The following is a 20,508-nucleotide window of genomic DNA, read 5'->3' as shown; positions in this document are numbered from 1 at the left end:
TTTAATAGATAGAGATGAAAGTTGTTGAAACAGAATTAAAAGGTTGTTTTTTGATTGAACCAGCAGTTTTTAAAGATGAGCGTGGTTATTTTTTTGAGTCTTTTAATCAAGAGAAATTTAATCAAGCAACTGGTTTATCTGTTCAGTTTGTTCAAGATAATCAGTCTTTTTCTTCAAAGAATGTGTTGAGAGGATTACATTATCAAAGAGGAGAGTATCAACAAGCAAAGTTAGTTCACGTTATTCAAGGAACTATTTTGGATGTTGTTGTTGATCTAAGACCCAATTCGCCAACATTTAGACAATCATTTAAAACAAAACTGACAAGTGAGAATCACCAACAATTGTTTGTTCCTCGTGGTTTTGCACATGGATTTATTGTTTTAAGTGAGACAGCCATTTTTACATATAAATGTGATAATTATTATAAGAAAGAAGCTGAAGGAGGAATTATTTATAATGATACGGATTTAGCTATTGATTGGGAAGTACAATCAGAGCAACTTATTTTGTCTGAAAAAGACATTGAATTACCTACATTAAAAGAGTCACTACCGATATGCGAGTATTAATAACAGGATCAAACGGTCAAGTTGGACAAGCTTTAAAATCAATTTCAAATGAATATTTTGAGATTGATTTTCTTTTTTATGACTCTTCTATGCTTGATATCACAAGTTTATCTCAATGTCAGGAGGTTTTCAGTAAAATGAAGCCTGATTATTGTATTAATTTAGCAGCCTATACTGCTGTTGATAAGGCAGAAGAAGAAAAAGAAAAAGCTTATTTGGTTAATGCAGAAGGAGTAAAATGTTTAGCTCAAGTATGCAAAGAGAACAAGGTTGTATTAATTCAAATTTCAACAGATTTTGTGTTTGATGGCAATAAAAGATCTCCTTATACAATAGAAGATAAGCCAAATCCTATAAATGTATATGGTGCTTCTAAATTGAAAGGAGAAGACTATATAAAGGCTATGTTGCAACAATATTATATTGTACGTACTTCTTGGGTTTATTCTGATTTTGGAAATAACTTTAAGAAGACAATGTTGCGTTTAGGAGAAACGAGAAATGAATTAAGTGTAGTAAACGATCAGGTAGGTTGTCCTACAGATGCAGTTGAATTAAGCCGATTTTTAATGCATTTAATACACGATAAAGAGAAGTTTGGAGTTTATCATTACAGTGGAAAAAAAGTGTGTTCATGGTATGATTTTGCTGTTTCTATATTTGAAGAGGCAGGAATGAAAGTTGAAGTGAAGGCTATTGGATCTGATGAATTTGCTTCAAAAGCAAAAAGGCCGAAGTATAGTGTATTGAAATAGAAAATTAGATGATTTTTTTGAATTTATATAAAAAAATATTTGGAAGTGATTTAGGTAAAAATTTAACATCGCTAACATTGATTCAAATAGCAAATTATGCTATTCCATTATTGTTAATTCCATATGTAAGTCGAATTGTAGGTGTTGATAATTACGGTAAGTTAGAGTATGCAAGAACTTTTGTGTTTTACTTCACAATTTTGGTTGACTTTGGATTTAATTACACAGCAACGAGAGATATAGCTGTAGTAAAGAATGATAATAAAGAGTTGAATAAAATATTTAGTCAAGTGATCATTTGTAAAGTTTTACTATTATTAATGTCTTCGATTATTTTTTATTATTTAGTGTTTAGTGATCCGTATTTAAGCCAAATGAAAGGAGTTCTGTTTTCTACATATTTGATTAATTTAGGATTTGTTTTTTTTCCTATTTGGTTTTATCAAGGAATAGAAAAAATAGCATTTATATCAATTTTAAACTTTATAATAAAAATTATTGTATTAGCAAGTATAGTACTTTTCTTGAAAGAAAAAAGTGACTATTGGTTGTATAATTTATTTCAGTCTATATCTCAAATAATAGCAAGTTTTTTAGCCTTTACTTTAGTATTTACAAAGTATAATATCAAATTTGTAACTGTTACTTTTCAAGAAGTTTTTACTCGCTATAAAGAAGGATTTGCAGTTTTTGTATCTACGTTATTAGTTGCAGTTTTTGCTTCATTTTCTTTTATGATAATGAAAGATTATGTGAGTGATGAAGATTTAGGAATTTATTCAACAGCATTTAAATTAGTAATTACTATTCAAACACTATTATTAGTGCCTTTCAGTCAAGCTTTTTTTCCGTATATGGCAAAAATAATTAATCAAGACACTAATGCCTTTAAACTTAAAATTAAACAAGCAAGTAAGTTTATATTGATATTAAATGTTATTGTTATTTTAATATCAATAATCTTTGCTAAACTAATAATAAGGATTCTTTTTGGAGAAGACTATTTATCTGCTGTAACTCCATTTAGGATTTTTGCAATTCTTCCTTTGTTTGCTTGTTTGAATAATCTATACTCATATCAAGGATTATTAAATATGAAAAAAGATAAAATATTTCTATATATTCATTTTTTATTTGCTTTAATAACAATTGGTTGTAGTTATATTATTGTTCCGAAGTTCGGATTATATGGTACAATTTTACTTAGAGTATTTCTTGAGGTAGGGTTATTTTTAGTTTCTTATTATAATTATAAAAAACACGTAAAACTTTTAGTATGAGTATTGATTTATCTATAATAATTCCAGTTTTTAATGGAGAAAATTATTTAAATAAATGCATTGAGTCAATTTTTTTACAAGAAAATATTTCAATAGAAATTATTATAATTGATGATTTTTCAACGGATGGTACAGTATCGTTACTTAACAATTCTTATGAAGAAAATAGAGTTACTCTTTTATTAAATGATAAAAATAGAGGACAAGGGCCCTGTCGAAATGATGGAATAAAAGTAGCTTGTGGTAAGTACATATTATTTATTGATGTTGATGATTATTTAACTGATGAAAATGTACAAGTGCTTTCTAAAATTGTGAAAAGAATGGATTCTGAAACCTTAGATGTTATAAATTGTCCATATTATGTACATGAGAAAAATAAGAAAAAAAAGGGAATACAAGACAATAATGTATATTTAAACGGTAAGGAGTATTTAAATTCAGTTGATGTTTTAGAAGTTGTTGTTTGGAATAAGATATACAGAAGAGAGTTTCTTATTCAAAACGAACTTTTTTTTAAAAGTAGAAAATATGAGGATGTTTCTTTTGTAATAGAATCTTATTTAAAAGCTGGAAAAGTTGCAAATGATACATCATTTTTTTATAATTATATAATTCGAGAAAATTCAACAATGACCTCTCCTCCTAAGGTTCAAAATGTAATAGACGTATTAGGACTTGTTAATGATTTGGAAGTTTTTTATATAGATAATAAAAGAATCTTTCAAGTAGAAAAAACTTTTTTCTATAGTTTTATTGGAGCTGCTAGAATAATAAAAGGATATGGAGTAAATAATAAAAATATCAATAAAGAAGTATGTAAATTTAGAAGGCTACATAGAGAGTATAGACGTTCAATATTTAATTCAAAATCATTAAATTTAATATTAAGAATTTTCTTGTTTATTTCTCCTTTTTATGCAAATCGAGTCTTGGAAATTTTAAAGAAGTAATGGGAATTTTAGTTGCCATTTTGTTTTATGTACGATAGATACAAATGATATTTTTTCTTTAGTTGTTATATAATAATAGCTGAAATACGAAAATCAGAAATGAAAAAAAAATAATTCAATTATTAAGAGTTAGAATGAATTTAGCTATTATTACTTCAAGATATCCCAAAGAGAATCAGCCTTATAATCATATGTTTGTTCACGTTAGAGCATTGTATTTTGTTTCTAAAGGAATTAATGTAACTGTATTTGTTCCTTCAAATAAAACATTTAATTATGAATATCAAGGAGTTAATGTTGTTGAAGATGTTTCAAAAAATATTATTCCTTATTTAGATAAATTTGATGTACTCTATTTACATTTATTAAATCAGTATCCTACAAAATCAGGAGGGTTTAGTATTTATAATGAAATAAGGAAGAAAAAATATCCAACAGCTTTGTATTTTCATGGCTCAGATGGGCTTATTTATCCAAAATATTTTTTTGATTTCAAATTTACTTTTAAAGGAGTCTTTAAGTATTTATACACAAATACGTGGAAGAGATATTTTGTATGGAGATTTTTGAAAAGTATGCAAAGTAGCCAGAGAGATATTGTAATGGCTCCTTCAGTTTGGTTATCAGAGCAATTAGAAAAAATATATAAACTAAAGGCAGATAGGATTAAAGTTGTTCCAAATGGCATTGATACCAGTATGTTTAATACAAATGAAGCTTATATGAATAGGTTTAAAATACTGTGTATTAGGCCGCTAAATGATAGTTACCCTGTGGATGATTGCATTAGATTAATGACTTATTTACCAGATATTTTTACTTTAGACATTTATGGGCAAGGTTATCTAAAAGATAAATTAAATAAATTAATTATTGATCTAAGATTAAGTTCTCGTGTTCGAATTATTAATGAATTTATTCCTCGTGAAAAAATGAATAGTGTATTTAGGAATTATGGTATTTATAATGCGTTATCAAAATTAGATACGCAGGGGGTAAGTATGTGTGAGGCTTTGGCTGCTAAACTACTTGTTATTAGTACTAATAAGACTTGTATTCCTGAGTTTATATCTGATAATCATACAGGATTATTAGATAATGATTTAGAAAGACTCGCAAAAAGAATCTGTGAAGTCTGTGAAGATGAGTTATATTTTAATGAAATAATTAGTAATGCTCGTCTTAGTATGGAATCTATAGCAGTTGAAAAGGTTGGAAGTAGAGAGTTAAACCTATTAAAATTAGTGGGAGGAATAGGGAATGACAATTAAAGTAAAAAATATAGATCAGTTGGTTTTTATACTGTTAGTACCTATTTTGCTAACAGATATGTTAAATGGATTTATGTTTGAAAATAATATTTCTACTTTTTTCTCTATTGGCCAATTCTATAAAATTATTATAATTTGTTTATGTAGCTTGAGAATCATTTCGTATCCCAAATATTTTAGAGTAATCTTTTGGGCTTTTTGTGTATTAATGGTTCCCTCAATTATCAAAATTATCCAAGGACTTATTTCAATAGATAGGATAGTTTATGATATGATTAAAACTATTAAATTTTTAATTCTTCCTATATCTTTTTTTTATTTCAGAATAGTGTTTACAACCACTAATAATAAAGTTCTACCTTATTTTGTTTTTTGGATAAAAACATCTTTTTTTATTTTAGCTTTTAATCTTATTTCAAAATTAGTAGGATTTGGATATCCAATGTATAGGGTTGAAAATATAGGATCACGTGGCTATTTTATAGCAGGAAATGAAATATCTGCCTTGCTTTTGGTACTTTCAGGCTTTTTAGGATATTACAGTTTAATTATAAAAAGAAGTTTAAGAGGATTTTTAATATATGCGATTGTTAGTTTTTGTTTAGGGTTATTGATTAGTTCTAAAACAGGAATCGCAGGTGTAATATTAGTCTTTTTAATGATTTTTTTAACTTCTGATTTTTTTTCCATTAAAGAAAAAAAACAGAGGAAAGTCTTGTTTCTGTTTACATCTATTTTCACCATATTAGTATCAATAGCTATTTATTTCATTCAAAAATCTTCTATAATTGAACGGTATTCTTATTATTGGAAGAAATTAGATGTGTACACATTTATTTTATCAAGTCGTAATACTTATTTCAAAGAAATGTTAGTCATTTACAATGAAAATTATGATTTAATAGACTGTTTATTTGGAGTAGGAGCTTCAAGATATGAAACTTTAGCAGGAAGATACGTTGAAATAGATTTTCTGGATGTTTTTTTTATATATGGGATATCAGGAATAGTTTTATTGAGTCTATATGTTGGTTATATGTTGGTTAACCTTGCTAAGATTAGAAATGAAGTGAGCCACCCTTTTTCAAAATTATCTATGATTATGATTTTTCTATTGCTAATTTTGTCCTGTTTATCAGGACATATATTGAATTCAGGGATTGCAGGAATTTTTATAGGTTTTGTTTTCTCACTTATGTATGTAGAAGTAAAATGATAGAGAAGAAAATAGTTTTAATCGCAACGGCTTTTTTTTGTTTTTTAATGCCAATTAGTACAAAATTAGCTAACATAGGAATAATACTTTTTATTATTTCGATGGTATGGTATATAATTAAATTAAAATTATATAAAGAAGTATCAGTACATAAAATAAGAAGCCTTTTCTTAAATACAACAGCAGTTATAGTATTATTGTTAGCTATTGGATTATTTTATACAATAGATTTTAGTAGAGGGATTAAATATTTTGAAAACTATTCTTCTTACTTAATACTTCCTTTATTGTTGAGCTTTGTCAATATAGATTTATTGACTAAAATAAAAAAAGTAGCTTTTCGTTTTTTTGTTTTTGGCTGTGTTGTAAGTAGTTTAATCTTATTGGGAAATAATTTTATAAAATACTATCTATACAAAGGAAGGTTTGTTATAGAAACAGATTTATTGGGATATTTTTTCACATACCACGAGTTTGCTCACCTTTTAAAATTTCACCCTACACTATTAGGATTATATTTAGTATTCAGCATTATTATAATTAATGAGTTTCTTGATTTTATTTTACATAAGTTTAGATATATTTTCTTTCTTATTTTATTTCTTTGTTTAGTGTTTTTGAATTCAAGAACACCATTTTTGGTTTTTGCTTTGTATCTTTTATTTTGTTTCTGTAGATTAATCAAAAATAATTTAAATAATAGAAAAGGTAGGTTACGTATTTTATTCGCGATTGTTGGATTGATGATATTAAGTGTTGGCTTATTTTTTACTATTAGAAAGACTTATATCTATGAAAGATTTTCCTCTCATTTAGTTTGGGAATTAACTGAAAATAAAGGGACGTCATATGATGGAATTTATTCAAATGATAGCCGAATCTCAAGATGGAAAGCTCTTTTTAATAAGGGGTTAGAAAGACCTATTTTAGGGTTTGGCTCAGGGAGTGAAGATACTATTGTATTACAAGCTTATGCAGAGAATGATTTAGTTTATGCATTTAAGTCTAAATATGGGTCACATAATCAATATTTAGTATTCTTTTTAGAGTATGGTATTTTGGGGTTACTATTATTTCTGCACTTTATTTTTGTTCAATTTAAATATTCTTTTAGAGCTAAAAATACAATATCTTTTTTACTAAATGGTATTGTTCTGATTGCTTGTATTTTTGATTCAATATTATATTTAAATACCTATATAATATTTGTAGCGCTCTTTTTGAATTTATTTTATTTTGAAAATAAACTCAAAATAAAAGAGTATAAAGTTTGATTATATATAAAAAATTGATGAAAAATAAACAAAAAATATTTAATATAGAGATTGATAATCTTTCAATGAGTGAAACGCTTGAGGTAATTAATAATTCAATTGATAATAAAACACCTTTATTACATATTGTTGTAAATGCGGCAAAACTTGTTAATATGCAAAAAGACTCTGCTCTTTATGAAAGTATAAAAAGTGCAGATATTGTTAATGCAGATGGAATGGCTGTTGTATGGGCGGCTAAGTTTGTTGGAAAAGAACTGAAAGAACGGGTTTCTGGAATTGATTTATTTGTTAAGTTAGTTGAGAATGCACATTTAAGAAAAGAGAAAGTGTTTTTGTTAGGAGCAAGAGAAGAAGTTGTAAAAATAGTAGCAGAAAAATTTCAAATGCAATATGGCAAGGATATCATTGGAGGGTATAGAAATGGTTATTTTAAAAAAGGAAATGAAAAAGAAATTATAGAGCAGATTAGAGATAGTGGGGCTACATATTTGTTTGTTGCAATAAGCTCTCCTTTTAAAGAAATTTTTCTCTCTACATACAAAAAGGAATTGAGTGAATTAGGATTTATTATGGGAGTTGGGGGAAGTTTTGATGTTGTATCAGGTAAAGTTAAGAGAGCTCCTTTGTGGATGCAAAAAATTGGAATGGAGTGGTTTTATCGCTTTTTGCAAGAACCCCGAAGAATGTGGAAAAGAAGTTTTATAGATAATGGAAAATTTATAGGACTTGTAATTAAAGAAAAGTTTAAAAAATAATGAAACGTATACTTATTACAGGAGCAGCAGGATTTTTAGGATCACATTTATGTGATCGTTTTATCGAAGAAGGTTTTCATGTAATTGGAATGGATAATCTAATTACAGGGGATCTAAAAAATATAGAACATCTTTTTCAATTGGAACATTTTGAGTTCTATAATCATGATGTAACTAAGTTTGTTCATGTTCCTGGAGAGTTAGATTATATATTGCACTTTGCATCACCGGCAAGTCCGATTGATTATTTAAAGATACCTATTCAAACTTTAAAGGTAGGGTCTTTAGGAACACATAATTTATTAGGATTAGCAAGAGTTAAAGGTGCAAGAATTTTGATTGCATCTACATCTGAGGTATATGGGGATCCTTTAGTTCATCCCCAAACAGAAGAATATTATGGTAATGTTAATACGATTGGACCAAGAGGAGTTTATGATGAAGCTAAAAGGTTCCAAGAGTCTATTACGATGGCGTATCACACTTTTCATGGGGTAGAAACAAGAATTGTTCGTATCTTTAATACTTATGGACCTCGAATGAGGTTAAATGATGGAAGGGTAATTCCTGCATTTATAGGACAAGCGTTAAGAGGAGAAGATTTAACGGTTTTCGGTGATGGTAAACAAACCAGGTCTTTTTGTTATGTAGATGATCAAGTAGAGGGGATTTATAGATTGCTTTTTTCTGATTATAACTTACCAGTTAATATTGGAAATCCCGATGAAATATCAATACTTGACTTTGCAAAAGAAATAATTCACCTTACGAATAGTACACAGAAAATTATTTTTAAAGATTTGCCAATAAATGATCCAATGCAACGTTGTCCTAATATTGAAAAAGCTATAAATTTATTGGATTGGAAACCAAAAGTTTCAAGATCTCAGGGAATGTTAGCAACATATAATTATTTTAAGAATTTTTCTGATTCTGATTTATTAAAAGAAGAACATAAAGATTTTTCTAAATTTATATATTAATGCAAAATAAAAAAACAGGACGTTATTCATATCTTATTCGTCCAGCTATGATATTAGTTGATTTATTAATAATAAATTTTTTAGCTAATTATTGGTTTTCATTTTTAGACAATAAAGGGATAGGGTATTATAATATATTACTTTCTATCTCTTGGATAGCTGTATCTTGGGGGTCTGGTTTTTATGATGTCTATAGACATACAAGAGTAGTTCGTGTTTTAGAAAAAATATTTAAGCAATTTGTACTACAGTTTATCTTAGTTAGTGCCTTAAATGGCTTTGTAGGGCGATTTGCAGAACCACAAGAGTTAATAGCATTTGGTTTTTCTTCATTAGTAGTTGTCAGTTCTTTTAAATTTTTAGTTTTATTTATTTTAAAGTATATACGAAGGGTATTAGGGGGTAATTTTAGAAATATTCTACTTGTAGGTAGAGGAAAAGAAATAGATTCTTTAAAGAAAGTATTAGTAAAAAGAGAGGATTTAGGGTATCGTATTAGTAAGGTTTTTGATAATGTAGAAGAAGAAAATTTAGAGGAGATAAAGAGTTTTGTTTCATCAAATGAAATTGATGAAATCTATATACAATTTTCAATTGTTCAAAAAGATGATTATCACGAATTATTAGAATTGGCAGATAATAATTTTATAACCGTTAAATATGTACCTTCTCAAAAACAACTTTTAAGCCATAATTTTTCTTTGGAATATTATGATGTTGTTGCGGTCGTTCCAAGGAGAATTATACCACTTGATAAGTCCTATAATAAATTCTTCAAGAGAGTTTTTGATTTAGTTTTTTCAACTTTAGTAATTGTTTTTATTCTTTCGTGGCTTGTGCCACTGATAGCAATTTTAATTAAAAGTGAATCAAAGGGACCAGTTTTCTTTAAACAAATGAGAACAGGTTTAAATGATGAAGAATTTGCTTGTTTGAAGTTTAGATCAATGCAAGTAAATGAAGATTCAGATAAAAGACAAGCAACAAAAGGAGATTGTCGTATTACGAAAATAGGAGCTTTTTTAAGAAAGACAAGTTTAGATGAGTTTCCACAGTTTCTAAATGTTTTTGTAGGAGATATGTCAATTGTTGGTCCAAGGCCTCATATGATTGTTCATACGAAAATGTATTCAAAACGGGTCAATCGTTTTATGCTTCGACATTTAGTAAAACCAGGAATTACAGGAATGGCTCAAACACATGGTTATAGAGGAGAAATAGAGACAAATAGAGATATTGTAAATAGATTTAAGTATGACTTATTTTATTTAGAAAATTGGTCTATTTTTTTAGATTTAAAAATAATCTACTTAACTGTATATAATGTTTTTAAGGGAGAAAAGAAAGCTTATTAAAGAAAGCCACTAATATGTCTGTTAGTGGCTTTTTTATTATTGTATACTCTTCGTTATTCCTTAATTTATATTTATTTTTGAGACATAATTACAAACAACACACACAAATGAAAATTTTATTACTTGGTTCTGGAGGACGTGAACATGCTTTAGCGTGGAAAATGTTACAGAGCAAAAAATGTGAAGCACTATTTGTAGCTCCAGGAAATGCGGGGACAAGAGATATTGCTACAAATATTGATGTTAATCCAAATGATTTTGAAGCTGTTAAAAAGACAGTTTTAGAAAAGCAGATTGATATTGTTATTGTTGGACCAGAAGACCCTTTGGTAAAAGGCATTGTTGATTTTTTCAAAAATGATCAGGAAATCAAAAATATTCCTGTTGTTGGACCTTCACAAAAGGGAGCGCAATTAGAGGGTAGTAAAGATTTTGCAAAAGAATTCTTGATCAAACACAATATACCAACAGCAGCATATCAAAGTTTTACAAAAGATACTGTAGAAGAGGGGAAAAAGTTTTTAGAAACATTAAAAGCACCTTATGTATTAAAAGCAGATGGTTTAGCTGCAGGAAAAGGAGTTGTTATCTTAGAAAATTTAGACGATGCAAAATTAGAATTAGAGAATATGCTTGTTGATGCTAAGTTTGGAGATGCAAGCTCTAAGGTTGTAATCGAAGAGTTTTTATCTGGTATTGAACTTAGTTGTTTTGTATTAACAGATGGTAAGTCTTATAAAATGCTTCCAACAGCAAAAGATTATAAAAGAATAGGAGAAGGAGATACAGGCTTAAATACAGGTGGTATGGGAGCTGTTTCACCAGTTCCATTTGCAACAGATGAGTTTATGCAAAAGGTTGAACAACGTATTGTTATACCTACTGTTAGAGGACTGCAAGAAGATGATCTCGATTTTAAAGGATTTGTATTTATTGGTTTAATAAAAGTAGGAGAAGAACCTTTTGTAATTGAGTACAATGTACGTATGGGAGATCCCGAAACAGAAGTTGTTATGCCAAGGATAAAGTCTGATGTGGTAGAATTATTTGCTTCATTGGCAAATCAAGAACTTGATCAAGTGGAATTAGAAATAGATAATCGTACAGCTACAACTGTAATGTTAGTTTCTGGAGGTTATCCTGAAGATTATGAGAAAGGAAAAGTAATTACTGGTTTTGATAAAGTAGAAGGTTCTATCGTTTTTCACGCAGGGACAACTATGAAAAATAATGAAGTAGTTACAAATGGAGGAAGAGTTTTAGCTGTAACATCTTATGGAAATAGCTACGAAGAGGCATTAAAAAAATCTTACCAAAATATAGACAAGCTAAATTTTGATAAGATTAATTATCGTAAAGATATTGGATTTGATCTTTAAAAACCTACTATTTTAAAAATGAGTGGGCTGTAGTATCTTGGTCGTCTTCATTAGTTGATTTGAAAATCTGAAGTTGTTTTAACCAAAACACAAAGAAATAGCAAGTGATAAGAATGAATACCCAAGTAAGGATATTAGCAGCCCACCAATTTTCTAATTCTAATTTTGCAAAAAAGTCCATTGGTATAAAAAGAACTTTTTCAAATAGGAACCCAAGTCCGTTAAAAAATGAAGTCATCGTACTTTATTTTAAATTAAATAAAATTATTTTATCAATCCGTTTTTAAAGAAAAACCTCTCAAATGAAAAGTTTTATCTTTATTATCTACAAAAATATAAAATATATAAATGTTAGCAAGTATTTTTAGTAAAACAAAACCAATTAATTACATCATACTTACTCTTTTAATCTTGATTATTAGTGTTTTGTACTTATTTATAGATCAAGAACATCTTATTTGGACAAGGTTTGAAGTAGTTAAGAGAAGTGTTTTGATAGGAATGCTGTTGTTAATGATGTATTTATCACAGTTTATTGTAACAAGAAATAGATTGGTAAAAGATAATGCTTATGTTCCTCTGTTATTTGTATCATTCTTGATGTTATTTCCAACAGTATTAGGACATAGTAGAGTAATAGTATCAAGTTTCTTTATAATGCTTGCTCTTAGAAGATTATTCTCTTTACATTCTTTAAAGCAATCGAAAGAGAAAGTATTTGACGCATCGTTGTGGATATTTGTTGCAGGGTTATTTCACTTTTGGAGTGTTTTATATTTCCTATTGTTGTTTTTTGCAATAACTTTTTTTGGGTCAAAAGATTATAGAAATTGGTTTATACCAATAATAGCTTTTTTTACAGTTACTGTCTTTTTATCTCTTTATCTCTTAATAAATGATATTAGTTATATTGATTGGTTTTGGTCGAAGTGTAAAATAAGTTTTGATTTTATGTATTTTGAAAATATATATCAAAATATTGCATTAGCAATTTTTGTATCAATATCACTTTTGTTCTTTGTAAGTCAGGCTACAAGTATTTCTTCTAAGCCATATAATATGCAAAGCACCTATAAGAAAATGTTGTTATCTTTTCTTATAGGCGTTGCAATTTATGTGATTTCTGCTGATAAAAATAACGGGACCTTGCTATTTACTTTTTTTCCACTATCATTACTTGGAGCAAATTACATTGAGAATTTGCCACAAGCCTGGAGAAGAGAAGCAGTTGTTTATAGTGTCTTTTTTATCGGATTATTCTTTTATGTTACGCAGATTATCTTATAGCTTATGGCCATAAGCTAAATCTCCTGCATCTCCTAAACCAGGAACGATGTAATTGTGGTCATCTAATTTTTCATCTAAAGTAGCTACCCATAAATTAACATTATCAGGTAAGTTTTCTTCTAAGAATTGAATCCCTTCAGGAGCAGAAATTACTACAGCGATGTGTAATTCTTTTGGAGTTTCTTCTGCCATTAATTTATTGATTACGGCAACTAAAGATTGACCTGTAGCAAGCATAGGATCAATTAAAATAAGAATTTTGTCTTGGAATGAAGGAGCAGCTTGGTACTCTACTAAGATTTCACTTGCCTCTCCATGTTTACCATGACGTCGATAAGCAGATACAAATCCGTTTTCTGCGTTATCGAAAAAGTTCATAAATCCTGTGTGTAGAGCAAGACCTGCACGAAGGATAGAACATAAAACGACATTGTCTTCAATACAAGTTGTGTGTTTAATTCCTAAGGGAGTTTGAACAGCAATATCCTTATAAGGAAGCTTTTTACTCAATTCATAAGCCATGATTTCTCCGATACGCTCAATGTTTTTTCTAAAACGCATACTATCTTTTTGTACGTTTACGTCGCGTAGTTGAGCTAAGAAGTGATTTAAGATACTGTTCTCTGCTGAAATATAGTGAATTTTCATATGGGTATAATTAGTACCATAAAAGTATAAAAACTATATTTGTAAATAAAATTATTCATATGTTTTCAGAGTTAGCATTTCCAATATTCGAAGAGAGTATACGCGATTATCATAAATATGACAATGTAGATCAGCCAATTAGCAATCCTTATCCAAAAGAAGATATTAAACATCTTTTATACTTAAAAAACTGGATAGATACTGTTCAATGGCATTTTGAGGATATTATTCGTGATCCAAAGATTGATCCAGTAGCAGCATTAGCTTTAAAAAGAAGAATTGATGCTTCAAATCAAGAACGTACTGATATGGTAGAGTTTATTGATAGTTACTTTTTACAAAAGTATAAAGATGTTACAATTAAAGGAGATGCAAAAATTAACTCTGAGAGTCCTGCTTGGGCTATAGACCGTTTATCAATTTTAGCATTGAAAATTTATCATATGAATGAAGAAGCAACAAGAGTTGAAGCTTCACAAGATCATAGAGATAAATGTCAGGTTAAATTGGATGTTCTTTTAGAGCAAAAGAAAGATTTAACTACTGCTATCGATGATTTATTAAACGATATCGCTAATGGTGATAAGTATATGAAAGTATACAAACAAATGAAAATGTATAATGACGAGGAATTAAACCCTGTATTATACCAAAATAAGAAATAATCATATCTTTGATATAAAATATTGAAAGCGTGAATTTTTCACGCTTTTCTTGTTCATAAACAAATTAAGATTGACGTGGCAAATTTGAAACATATTTTAATTTTTAGGTTGTCTGCAATGGGGGATGTTGCAATGACTGTTCCTATTGTAAGAGCTTTAATTTCACAACATAAAGATATTCGTGTAACTGTGGTTTCAAGACCGTTTTTCAAACCGTTTTTTAAAGGGATTGATCGTGTTGATTTTTTCCCTATTGATGTAAAGAAGAGACATAAAGGATTTGTAGGTCTAATTAGGTTATATCGTGATTTATCGAAATTAGAAGTTGATTACTTTGCAGATTTTCATAATGTATTGAGGTCTCAAATAGTCCGCAATTTGTTTAAATTAAAGGGAACAAAGGTTGCAGCACTCGACAAAGGGAGAGAAGCTAAAAAGGCATTAGTTCGCGCTGAAAACAAGGTTTATAAACAGGTACCAACAATGTTTTCAAATCATTTAAATACTTTAAAACAATTAGGTTTTATTGTTAATTTAGATAATCCAGAGTTTCCTCCTATTTCAGATCTTTCTCCAGATCTATTACAGTATGTAAAAGAAAAGGATACTTATTGGATTGGTATTGCTCCTTTTGCACAATACCCTTCTAAAGTTTATCCATTGGATTTAATGCAGAAAGTCGTTGATACTTTAGCAGAAAGAGAAAAGTCAATTATCTTTTTATTTGGGGGAGGAGAAGAAGAAATAGCTCTTTTAAATCAATTGAAAAGAGATAATTACAATGTAATTGTAATGGCAGGGAAAGTAAAGTTTGACGTGGAATTGAACTTAATACAACATTTAGATGTTATGCTTGCAATGGACTCAGGAAATGCTCATATTGCAGCTATGTTAGGTAAAAAAGTAATAACTTTATGGGGAGCTACACATCCTTTTGCAGGTTTTGCACCTTTTAATCAACCTTCAGATTATTGTTTAACAGCCGATAGAGAGAAGTATCCTCTTTTACCTACGTCTGTTTACGGAAATAAAGTTGTTGAAGGTTATGAAGATGTGATGAGAACGATTGATCCTATAAAAGTTTGTGAGAAGATTATAAAAGTAATTAAATCAGATAATTAAAAGTATTTTTGAATTCAAAATGAATGAGATGAGAATAGAAGATTATATTAGAGATATTCAAGATTTTCCAAAAGAAGGTATTGGATTTAAGGATATTACTCCTCTTTTAAATGACCATGCAGCTATGGTTGAGACTACCAAACAGTTATTAGAACTTATTGGTGATCAAAAAATAGATAGAGTTGTTGGTATGGAGAGTAGAGGTTTCTTTTTTGCAACTTTATTAGCTGAGAAATTGGGTGCTGGTTTTGTTCCTGTACGAAAACCTAAAAAACTCCCTTTTGATACTATTTCTGAAGAATATAGTTTGGAATATGGAACCGATATTTTAGAGATGCATGCAGATGCTATAAAACCAGGTGAAAAAGTATTGATTCACGATGATGTTTTAGCTACTGGAGGAACAGCTGAAGCTGTGTGTAAATTAGTAGAAAAATTAGGTGGTGAAATTGTTCAAGTTAATTTTTTAATGGAGCTTTCTTTTCTTCATGGTCGCAATAAGTTAGCGAAATATGATGTAAAAGGTTTACTTACTTACTAATATAATCTAAATTTAGATAGTTTAAATCCTTTCGTAAGGCCTTGTTTTATTGGGTTTTAAGAAAGGATTTATTTTTTTATAAAAATAGTTGCATATTTAAAAAATAATTGCAAACCTTTGTTTCAGCTAATTAAATAGCTAAAAATAAAATGATGAAAACCAATTCAAATAGTATTTACACTTTGAACAGCATTGCTCCTGCAATTGTTGTGGTTTTCGCTATTCTTACTTCGCGGTCTTCGCGGTCACGGGCTTAATTTTTCAAGTCTTTTTTAATGTGATGCTTTTTTGGCATCATATCTGTATATATATCATCGAATTTTAACATTGTTCAACTACCCTAAAGGAGTTCTTGTATCCAAGAATTATTTCTTTTTTTAGGCTTTTTGAATACTAATTCTCTGTTTTTGAAATGAATTCAAATCAGTTTTTCGTTATTCCTGCGAATGAATCTCACGTAGGATATGCTGAACAAATTTGCGAAGAAATGGCGCAATCTGCATTAGCCAGAGGTACTGGTATTGCAAGAAGAAAGCCTGAGTATGTAGCCAACAAAATGATTGAAGGTAAGGCTGTTATAGCACTTCATGCTGATGGAACGTGGGCTGGTTTTTGTTATATAGAAACGTGGAGTCATGGAGATTATGTTGCTAATTCAGGTTTGATTGTTAATCCGATTTTTAGAAAAGAAGGCTTAGCTAAAGCAATCAAAAAAAGAGTTTTTGAATTGTCTAAAAGTAAGTATCCTAAAGCAAAAATATTTGGTTTAACAACTGGTTTCGCAGTTATGAAAATTAACTCTGAGTTAGGGTATGAACCAGTACCATATTCAGAATTAACACAAGATGAAATGTTTTGGAAGGGCTGTGAAAGTTGTGTCAATTTTCAAATTTTGAAAAGTAAGGAAAGAAACAACTGTTTGTGTACTGCAATGCTTTATAGTCCTGAAGCTAAGGAAAAAGAGATACGAAATAAGATTGACCAGAAAGCAAAAGCTAAGGAACGTTTGAAACGTATGCAGAAGAAATATTCTCTTTTGAAAAGATTGCAAATGCAATTGAAAAAAACAGTCAAAAAAACACATCTATTTTAATTTTTAAACAACACAATCATGAATAATAAGAAAGTAGTTTTAGCATTTAGCGGAGGTTTAGATACAAGCTTTTGCGTAATTTATTTGAAAGAAGAACTGGGATATGAAGTACACTCTGTTGTAGTAAATACGGGAGGTTTTTCGTCAGAAGAAATGAAGGCAATTGAAGAAAAGGCCTATGCATTAGGTGTAACATCTCATACAACAATAGATGAAACAGAAGATTACTATAACGATAGTGTTAAGTATTTGATCTTTGGAAATGTTTTAAAGAATGCAACATATCCATTGTCAGTAAGCGCAGAACGTGTTTGTCAAGCTACGGCTATTGCTAACTATGCTAAGAAAATTGGTGCAGAAGCAGTTGCTCACGGTAGTACAGGCGCTGGAAATGACCAAGTGCGTTTTGATATGATATTCAATATTTTAGTACCTAATGTACAGATTATTACTCCGATTAGAGATTTAAAATTAAGTAGAGAAGAGGAGATTGCGTTCTTACAAAAAAATGGTGTTGAAATAAACGCTGAAAAAGCAAAATATTCAATTAATAAAGGTTTATGGGGGACTTCAGTAGGTGGAAAAGAAACCCTAACTTCTAATTTATATTTACCTGAAGAAGCATGGCCAACACCTGTGAGCAAGTCAACTCCAGAAACTGTGGAGATTGAGTTTGAGAAAGGGGAGCCAGTAGCATTAAATGGTAAAAAAATGAAACCTACTGAGGTAATTCAACAATTACAAGATTTAGCTCAACCTTTTGGTATTGGTAGAGATATTCACGTTGGTGATACAATTATCGGAATCAAAGGAAGAGTTGGTTTTGAAGCAGCAGGACCTGTTATCCTTGTAAAAGCTCACCATACTTTAGAGAAACATACGTTGACTAAATGGCAATTAAGTTGGAAAGAACAGTTGGGTTCTTTTTATGGTAACTATTTACACGAAGGACAGTTTCACGATCCAATTATGCGTGATATGGAGGCTTTCTTGACTAGTACACAACAAACTGTAAGTGGTAAAGTGATCGTTGAGTTGCATCCATATCGTTTTGTAGTTGTAGGTATCGAATCTGAACATGATTTAATGTCTAACAAATTTGGTAGTTACGGTGAGATGAATAATGCTTGGTCTGGAGAAGATGTAAAAGGGTTCTCGAAGATATTTGGTAACCAAGTAATGATTTGGCATAAAGTAAATAACACAAACCAAGAGTAATATGCAGAAGGTAAAAGTTGGAATAGTAGGTGGTGCTGGTTATACGGGAGGTGAATTATTACGTTTGTTACTTATTCATCCAGCAGTAGAAATAACCTTTGTACATAGTAAAAGTAATGCGAATAAGCCTGTATATGAAGCTCATGCTGACTTATTTGGTGATACTGATTTAGTTTTTACAGATGAGTTAAATCAGAAGATAGATGTACTATTTTTATGTTTAGGACATGGTGATTCAAAAGTTTTCTTACAAGAGAATCCAATTGACAAACACATTAAGATTATTGACCTAAGCCAAGATTTTAGATTGTATGAAACAGCAGGAGAGTTTGTTTATGGATTACCAGAATTGAACAAAGACAAAATTAAGGAAGCTAATTATATAGCAAATCCTGGTTGTTTTGCCACAGCAATTCAGTTAGCATTATTACCTTTAGCTAAGGTAGGTAAGTTAGGAGATGCTCTTTACATCAATGCATTAACGGGATCTACTGGTGCAGGACAACGACCTTCAGCATCTACACACTTTAGTTGGAGAGCAAATAATATCTCTGTCTATAAAGCTTTTACTCATCAGCATTTGAATGAAATAGGAGAGAGTTTAGCACAACTACAACCAAACTTTAATCAAAATATTAAGTTTATTCCTGAACGTGGTGATTTTGCAAGAGGGATTTTTGTTAGTGTAGTGTTAGAGTCTAAAGATACAATAGAAGAATTATTACAGCTATATAAAGACTATTATCAACCTCATCCTTTTACTCATATTAGTGATAAGGGAATAGACTTAAAGCAAGTAGTAAATACAAATAAATGCTTGATATCAATAACAAAACACGGTGATGATGTATTGATAACAAGTACAATTGACAACCTGTTAAAAGGAGCAAGTGGACAAGCAGTTCAGAATATGAACTTGCTTTTTGGATTGGATGAAAAAACAGGGTTACAATTAAAAGCTTCGGCTTTCTAAAAAGAGATTATTATGATGAAATTATATGATGTATATCCTTTAAATCCTATTGAAATTGTCAAAGGTAATGGGAGTTATGTGTACGATAAAACAGGTCAACAGTATTTAGATCTATATGGAGGACATGCTGTAATATCTATTGGACATACAAACCCACATTATGTTGCAAGTATCAAAAACCAATTAGATAATATTGGTTTTTATTCCAATTCAATTGAGATACCACAACAACAGCACTTAGCTGGATTATTAGGTGAAGTATCAGGTTTAAATGATTATCAATTGTTTTTGTGTAATTCTGGAGCTGAAGCAAATGAAAACGCATTGAAATTGGCATCTTTCTACAATGGCAAAAAGAAAGTAATTGCTTTCTCTAAAGCTTTTCACGGAAGAACATCATTAGCTGTTACAGCTACTGATAATCCGAAAATAGTTGCTCCTGTTAACGAAACGGACAATATTGTCTTCTTGCCTTTTAATGATGAGTCGGCTTTAGAACAAGCATTTGCTACTTATGGATCAGAAGTTACAGCTGTAATCATTGAAGGAATACAAGGAGTTGGAGGAATCCAAGTAGCAACGGATAGTTTCTTAGCAAAAATCAGAAGTCTTACGTCGCAATATAATGCAGTATTTATAGCAGATGAAGTGCAATGTGGATATGGTCGTACAGGGTCTTTCTACGCTGTGAATGATGGTGGAGTGGAGGCAGATATTTATACAATGGCTAAAGGAATGGGGAATGGTTTTCCTATTGGAGCTTTGGCAATTAGTCCTGAGTTTAAACCATGGCACGGACAGTTGGGAACTACTTTTGGAGGAAATCACTTAGCGTGTGCTGCTGCAATTGCTGTTCTTGATGTAATTAAACAAGATAACTTACTTCAAAACGCTAAAATTATAGGAGACTATTTAATGAGTGAATTGAAGGGAAATAATAAAATTCAGGAAGTAAGAGGTAAAGGACTTATGATTGGTATAGACCTTGCACCTGAGTTAAAAGATGTAAGAAAAGAACTATTGTTTAAAGATCACATCTTTACAGGGACTGCAAGTCCTAACGTAATTCGGTTGTTGCCTGCGTTAAATCTGACAAAAGCAGATGCAGATTTATTCTTAGAAAAATTCAACAACAGATTACAACAATTCTAAAATTACAATTACA

21 protein-coding genes are annotated in these 20,508 nt (G+C 29.8%); 19 read left to right on the top strand and 2 right to left on the bottom strand.

Going from position 1 to position 20,508, the window contains the following annotated elements; all coding sequences use genetic code 11:
• The first annotated feature begins 14 nt into the window (after positions 1-14).
• The 11 genes from rfbC (at position 15) to purD (ending at position 11,796) form a co-directional block, all read left to right on the top strand.
• Positions 15-572, top strand: a complete 558-nt coding sequence (rfbC, locus tag AABL81_RS09740) for a dTDP-4-dehydrorhamnose 3,5-epimerase (protein WP_341340916.1) — start codon at positions 15-17, stop codon at positions 570-572.
• A complete protein-coding gene (rfbD, locus tag AABL81_RS09735) occupies positions 560-1,327 on the top strand; it encodes a dTDP-4-dehydrorhamnose reductase (RefSeq protein WP_158209787.1) in 768 nt (255 codons plus the stop codon). Before rfbC ends, rfbD begins: the two co-directional genes overlap by 13 nt.
• A 17-nt stretch (positions 1,328-1,344) precedes the next feature.
• A complete protein-coding gene (locus tag AABL81_RS09730; RefSeq protein WP_158209788.1) occupies positions 1,345-2,607 on the top strand; it encodes an oligosaccharide flippase family protein in 1,263 nt (420 codons plus the stop codon).
• Positions 2,604-3,560 carry a glycosyltransferase family 2 protein gene (locus AABL81_RS09725; RefSeq protein WP_158209789.1) on the top strand — a complete coding sequence of 319 codons (957 nt, stop codon included), beginning with the start codon at positions 2,604-2,606 and terminating at the stop codon, positions 3,558-3,560. Before AABL81_RS09730 ends, AABL81_RS09725 begins: the two co-directional genes overlap by 4 nt.
• 134 nt (positions 3,561-3,694) lie before the next feature.
• The gene (locus tag AABL81_RS09720; protein ID WP_158209790.1) at positions 3,695-4,831 is read left to right on the top strand and encodes a glycosyltransferase family 4 protein; all 1,137 of its coding nucleotides are present in this window, start codon (positions 3,695-3,697) and stop codon (positions 4,829-4,831) included.
• Positions 4,821-6,047, top strand: coding sequence for an O-antigen ligase family protein (locus AABL81_RS09715; RefSeq protein WP_341340915.1), 1,227 nt, complete (start codon positions 4,821-4,823; stop codon positions 6,045-6,047). The genes AABL81_RS09720 and AABL81_RS09715 overlap by 11 nt, the downstream gene beginning before the upstream one ends.
• Positions 6,044-7,321 (top strand): O-antigen ligase family protein, encoded by a 1,278-nt coding sequence (locus tag AABL81_RS09710; protein ID WP_341340914.1) that lies wholly within the window; start codon positions 6,044-6,046, stop codon positions 7,319-7,321. Before AABL81_RS09715 ends, AABL81_RS09710 begins: the two co-directional genes overlap by 4 nt.
• Positions 7,322-7,338: 17 nt before the next feature.
• Complete coding sequence (locus tag AABL81_RS09705) at positions 7,339-8,079, top strand: WecB/TagA/CpsF family glycosyltransferase (RefSeq protein WP_158209793.1); 741 nt, start codon at positions 7,339-7,341, stop codon at positions 8,077-8,079.
• A complete protein-coding gene (locus AABL81_RS09700; protein WP_158209794.1) occupies positions 8,079-9,062 on the top strand; it encodes a UDP-glucuronic acid decarboxylase family protein in 984 nt (327 codons plus the stop codon). The genes AABL81_RS09705 and AABL81_RS09700 overlap by 1 nt, the downstream gene beginning before the upstream one ends.
• A complete protein-coding gene (locus AABL81_RS09695) occupies positions 9,062-10,417 on the top strand; it encodes an exopolysaccharide biosynthesis polyprenyl glycosylphosphotransferase (RefSeq protein WP_341340913.1) in 1,356 nt (451 codons plus the stop codon). Before AABL81_RS09700 ends, AABL81_RS09695 begins: the two co-directional genes overlap by 1 nt.
• A gap of 107 nt (positions 10,418-10,524) precedes the next feature.
• Positions 10,525-11,796 carry a phosphoribosylamine--glycine ligase gene (gene purD / locus AABL81_RS09690; RefSeq protein WP_158209796.1) on the top strand — a complete coding sequence of 424 codons (1,272 nt, stop codon included), beginning with the start codon at positions 10,525-10,527 and terminating at the stop codon, positions 11,794-11,796.
• 7 nt (positions 11,797-11,803) lie between these two features.
• Here the strand turns inward: purD and AABL81_RS09685 are convergent, their stop codons facing one another.
• Positions 11,804-12,034 (bottom strand): DUF6341 family protein, encoded by a 231-nt coding sequence (locus tag AABL81_RS09685; RefSeq protein ID WP_158209797.1) that lies wholly within the window; start codon positions 12,032-12,034, stop codon positions 11,804-11,806.
• A 110-nt stretch (positions 12,035-12,144) separates the two neighbouring features.
• Between AABL81_RS09685 and AABL81_RS09680 the strand changes: the two genes are divergently transcribed.
• Positions 12,145-13,083 (top strand): DUF6427 family protein, encoded by a 939-nt coding sequence (locus tag AABL81_RS09680; protein WP_158209798.1) that lies wholly within the window; start codon positions 12,145-12,147, stop codon positions 13,081-13,083.
• On the opposite strand, the gene upp is transcribed toward AABL81_RS09680, so the two are convergent.
• A complete protein-coding gene (gene upp, locus AABL81_RS09675; protein WP_090404709.1) occupies positions 13,078-13,731 on the bottom strand; it encodes a uracil phosphoribosyltransferase in 654 nt (217 codons plus the stop codon). The two genes, AABL81_RS09680 and upp, sit on opposite strands and share 6 nt — an antisense overlap.
• Positions 13,732-13,790: 59 nt before the next feature.
• Here upp and AABL81_RS09670 point away from each other — a divergent pair, with 59 nt between their 5' ends.
• The 7 genes from AABL81_RS09670 to AABL81_RS09640 all read left to right on the top strand — a co-directional run bounded on the left by AABL81_RS09670 (position 13,791) and on the right by AABL81_RS09640 (position 20,495).
• The gene (locus tag AABL81_RS09670) at positions 13,791-14,396 is read left to right on the top strand and encodes a DUF4254 domain-containing protein (RefSeq protein WP_090404712.1); all 606 of its coding nucleotides are present in this window, start codon (positions 13,791-13,793) and stop codon (positions 14,394-14,396) included.
• A gap of 75 nt (positions 14,397-14,471) precedes the next feature.
• Positions 14,472-15,518 carry a glycosyltransferase family 9 protein gene (locus AABL81_RS09665; protein WP_341340912.1) on the top strand — a complete coding sequence of 349 codons (1,047 nt, stop codon included), beginning with the start codon at positions 14,472-14,474 and terminating at the stop codon, positions 15,516-15,518.
• 28 nt (positions 15,519-15,546) lie between these two features.
• Positions 15,547-16,059 carry an adenine phosphoribosyltransferase gene (locus AABL81_RS09660; protein ID WP_341340911.1) on the top strand — a complete coding sequence of 171 codons (513 nt, stop codon included), beginning with the start codon at positions 15,547-15,549 and terminating at the stop codon, positions 16,057-16,059.
• A gap of 412 nt (positions 16,060-16,471) precedes the next feature.
• The gene (locus tag AABL81_RS09655; RefSeq protein WP_341340910.1) at positions 16,472-17,152 is read left to right on the top strand and encodes a GNAT family N-acetyltransferase; all 681 of its coding nucleotides are present in this window, start codon (positions 16,472-16,474) and stop codon (positions 17,150-17,152) included.
• A gap of 18 nt (positions 17,153-17,170) precedes the next feature.
• A complete protein-coding gene (gene argG, locus AABL81_RS09650; RefSeq protein WP_341340909.1) occupies positions 17,171-18,370 on the top strand; it encodes an argininosuccinate synthase in 1,200 nt (399 codons plus the stop codon).
• Position 18,371: 1 nt separating this feature from the next.
• The gene (gene argC / locus AABL81_RS09645; RefSeq protein ID WP_341340908.1) at positions 18,372-19,343 is read left to right on the top strand and encodes an N-acetyl-gamma-glutamyl-phosphate reductase; all 972 of its coding nucleotides are present in this window, start codon (positions 18,372-18,374) and stop codon (positions 19,341-19,343) included.
• Positions 19,344-19,355: 12 nt separating this feature from the next.
• Positions 19,356-20,495: an aspartate aminotransferase family protein gene (locus tag AABL81_RS09640; protein ID WP_341340907.1), complete on the top strand. Its 1,140-nt coding sequence runs from the start codon at positions 19,356-19,358 to the stop codon at positions 20,493-20,495.
• Positions 20,496-20,508 lie beyond the last annotated feature (13 nt).

The sequence above is a fragment of the Myroides sp. C1519 genome (assembly GCF_038039755.1).
GTDB lineage: Bacteria > Bacteroidota > Bacteroidia > Flavobacteriales > Flavobacteriaceae > Flavobacterium > Flavobacterium phaeum_A.
Note: the sequence above shows the minus strand (reverse complement) of the source record. Positions and strands in the feature narration are given on the sequence as shown.

Bases quoted from the DNA above. Each gene is read 5' to 3' on its own strand.
- AABL81_RS09660 (WP_341340911.1), top strand. From the start codon at position 15,547: ATGAGAATAGAAGATTATATTAGAGATATTCAAGATTTTCCAAAAGAA.
- AABL81_RS09710 (WP_341340914.1), top strand. From the start codon at position 6,044: ATGATAGAGAAGAAAATAGTTTTAATCGCAACGGCTTTTTTTTGTTTT.
- argG (WP_341340909.1), top strand. From the start codon at position 17,171: ATGAATAATAAGAAAGTAGTTTTAGCATTTAGCGGAGGTTTAGATACA.
- AABL81_RS09725 (WP_158209789.1), top strand. From the start codon at position 2,604: ATGAGTATTGATTTATCTATAATAATTCCAGTTTTTAATGGAGAAAAT.
- AABL81_RS09700 (WP_158209794.1), top strand. From the start codon at position 8,079: ATGAAACGTATACTTATTACAGGAGCAGCAGGATTTTTAGGATCACAT.
- AABL81_RS09720 (WP_158209790.1), top strand. From the start codon at position 3,695: ATGAATTTAGCTATTATTACTTCAAGATATCCCAAAGAGAATCAGCCT.
- AABL81_RS09715 (WP_341340915.1), top strand. From the start codon at position 4,821: ATGACAATTAAAGTAAAAAATATAGATCAGTTGGTTTTTATACTGTTA.
- AABL81_RS09640 (WP_341340907.1), top strand. From the start codon at position 19,356: ATGATGAAATTATATGATGTATATCCTTTAAATCCTATTGAAATTGTC.
- AABL81_RS09695 (WP_341340913.1), top strand. From the start codon at position 9,062: ATGCAAAATAAAAAAACAGGACGTTATTCATATCTTATTCGTCCAGCT.
- AABL81_RS09685 (WP_158209797.1), bottom strand. From the start codon at position 12,034: ATGACTTCATTTTTTAACGGACTTGGGTTCCTATTTGAAAAAGTTCTT.
- rfbD (WP_158209787.1), top strand. From the start codon at position 560: ATGCGAGTATTAATAACAGGATCAAACGGTCAAGTTGGACAAGCTTTA.
- AABL81_RS09670 (WP_090404712.1), top strand. From the start codon at position 13,791: ATGTTTTCAGAGTTAGCATTTCCAATATTCGAAGAGAGTATACGCGAT.
- upp (WP_090404709.1), bottom strand. From the start codon at position 13,731: ATGAAAATTCACTATATTTCAGCAGAGAACAGTATCTTAAATCACTTC.
- purD (WP_158209796.1), top strand. From the start codon at position 10,525: ATGAAAATTTTATTACTTGGTTCTGGAGGACGTGAACATGCTTTAGCG.
- rfbC (WP_341340916.1), top strand. From the start codon at position 15: ATGAAAGTTGTTGAAACAGAATTAAAAGGTTGTTTTTTGATTGAACCA.
- argC (WP_341340908.1), top strand. From the start codon at position 18,372: ATGCAGAAGGTAAAAGTTGGAATAGTAGGTGGTGCTGGTTATACGGGA.
- AABL81_RS09655 (WP_341340910.1), top strand. From the start codon at position 16,472: ATGAATTCAAATCAGTTTTTCGTTATTCCTGCGAATGAATCTCACGTA.
- AABL81_RS09680 (WP_158209798.1), top strand. From the start codon at position 12,145: ATGTTAGCAAGTATTTTTAGTAAAACAAAACCAATTAATTACATCATA.
- AABL81_RS09705 (WP_158209793.1), top strand. From the start codon at position 7,339: ATGAAAAATAAACAAAAAATATTTAATATAGAGATTGATAATCTTTCA.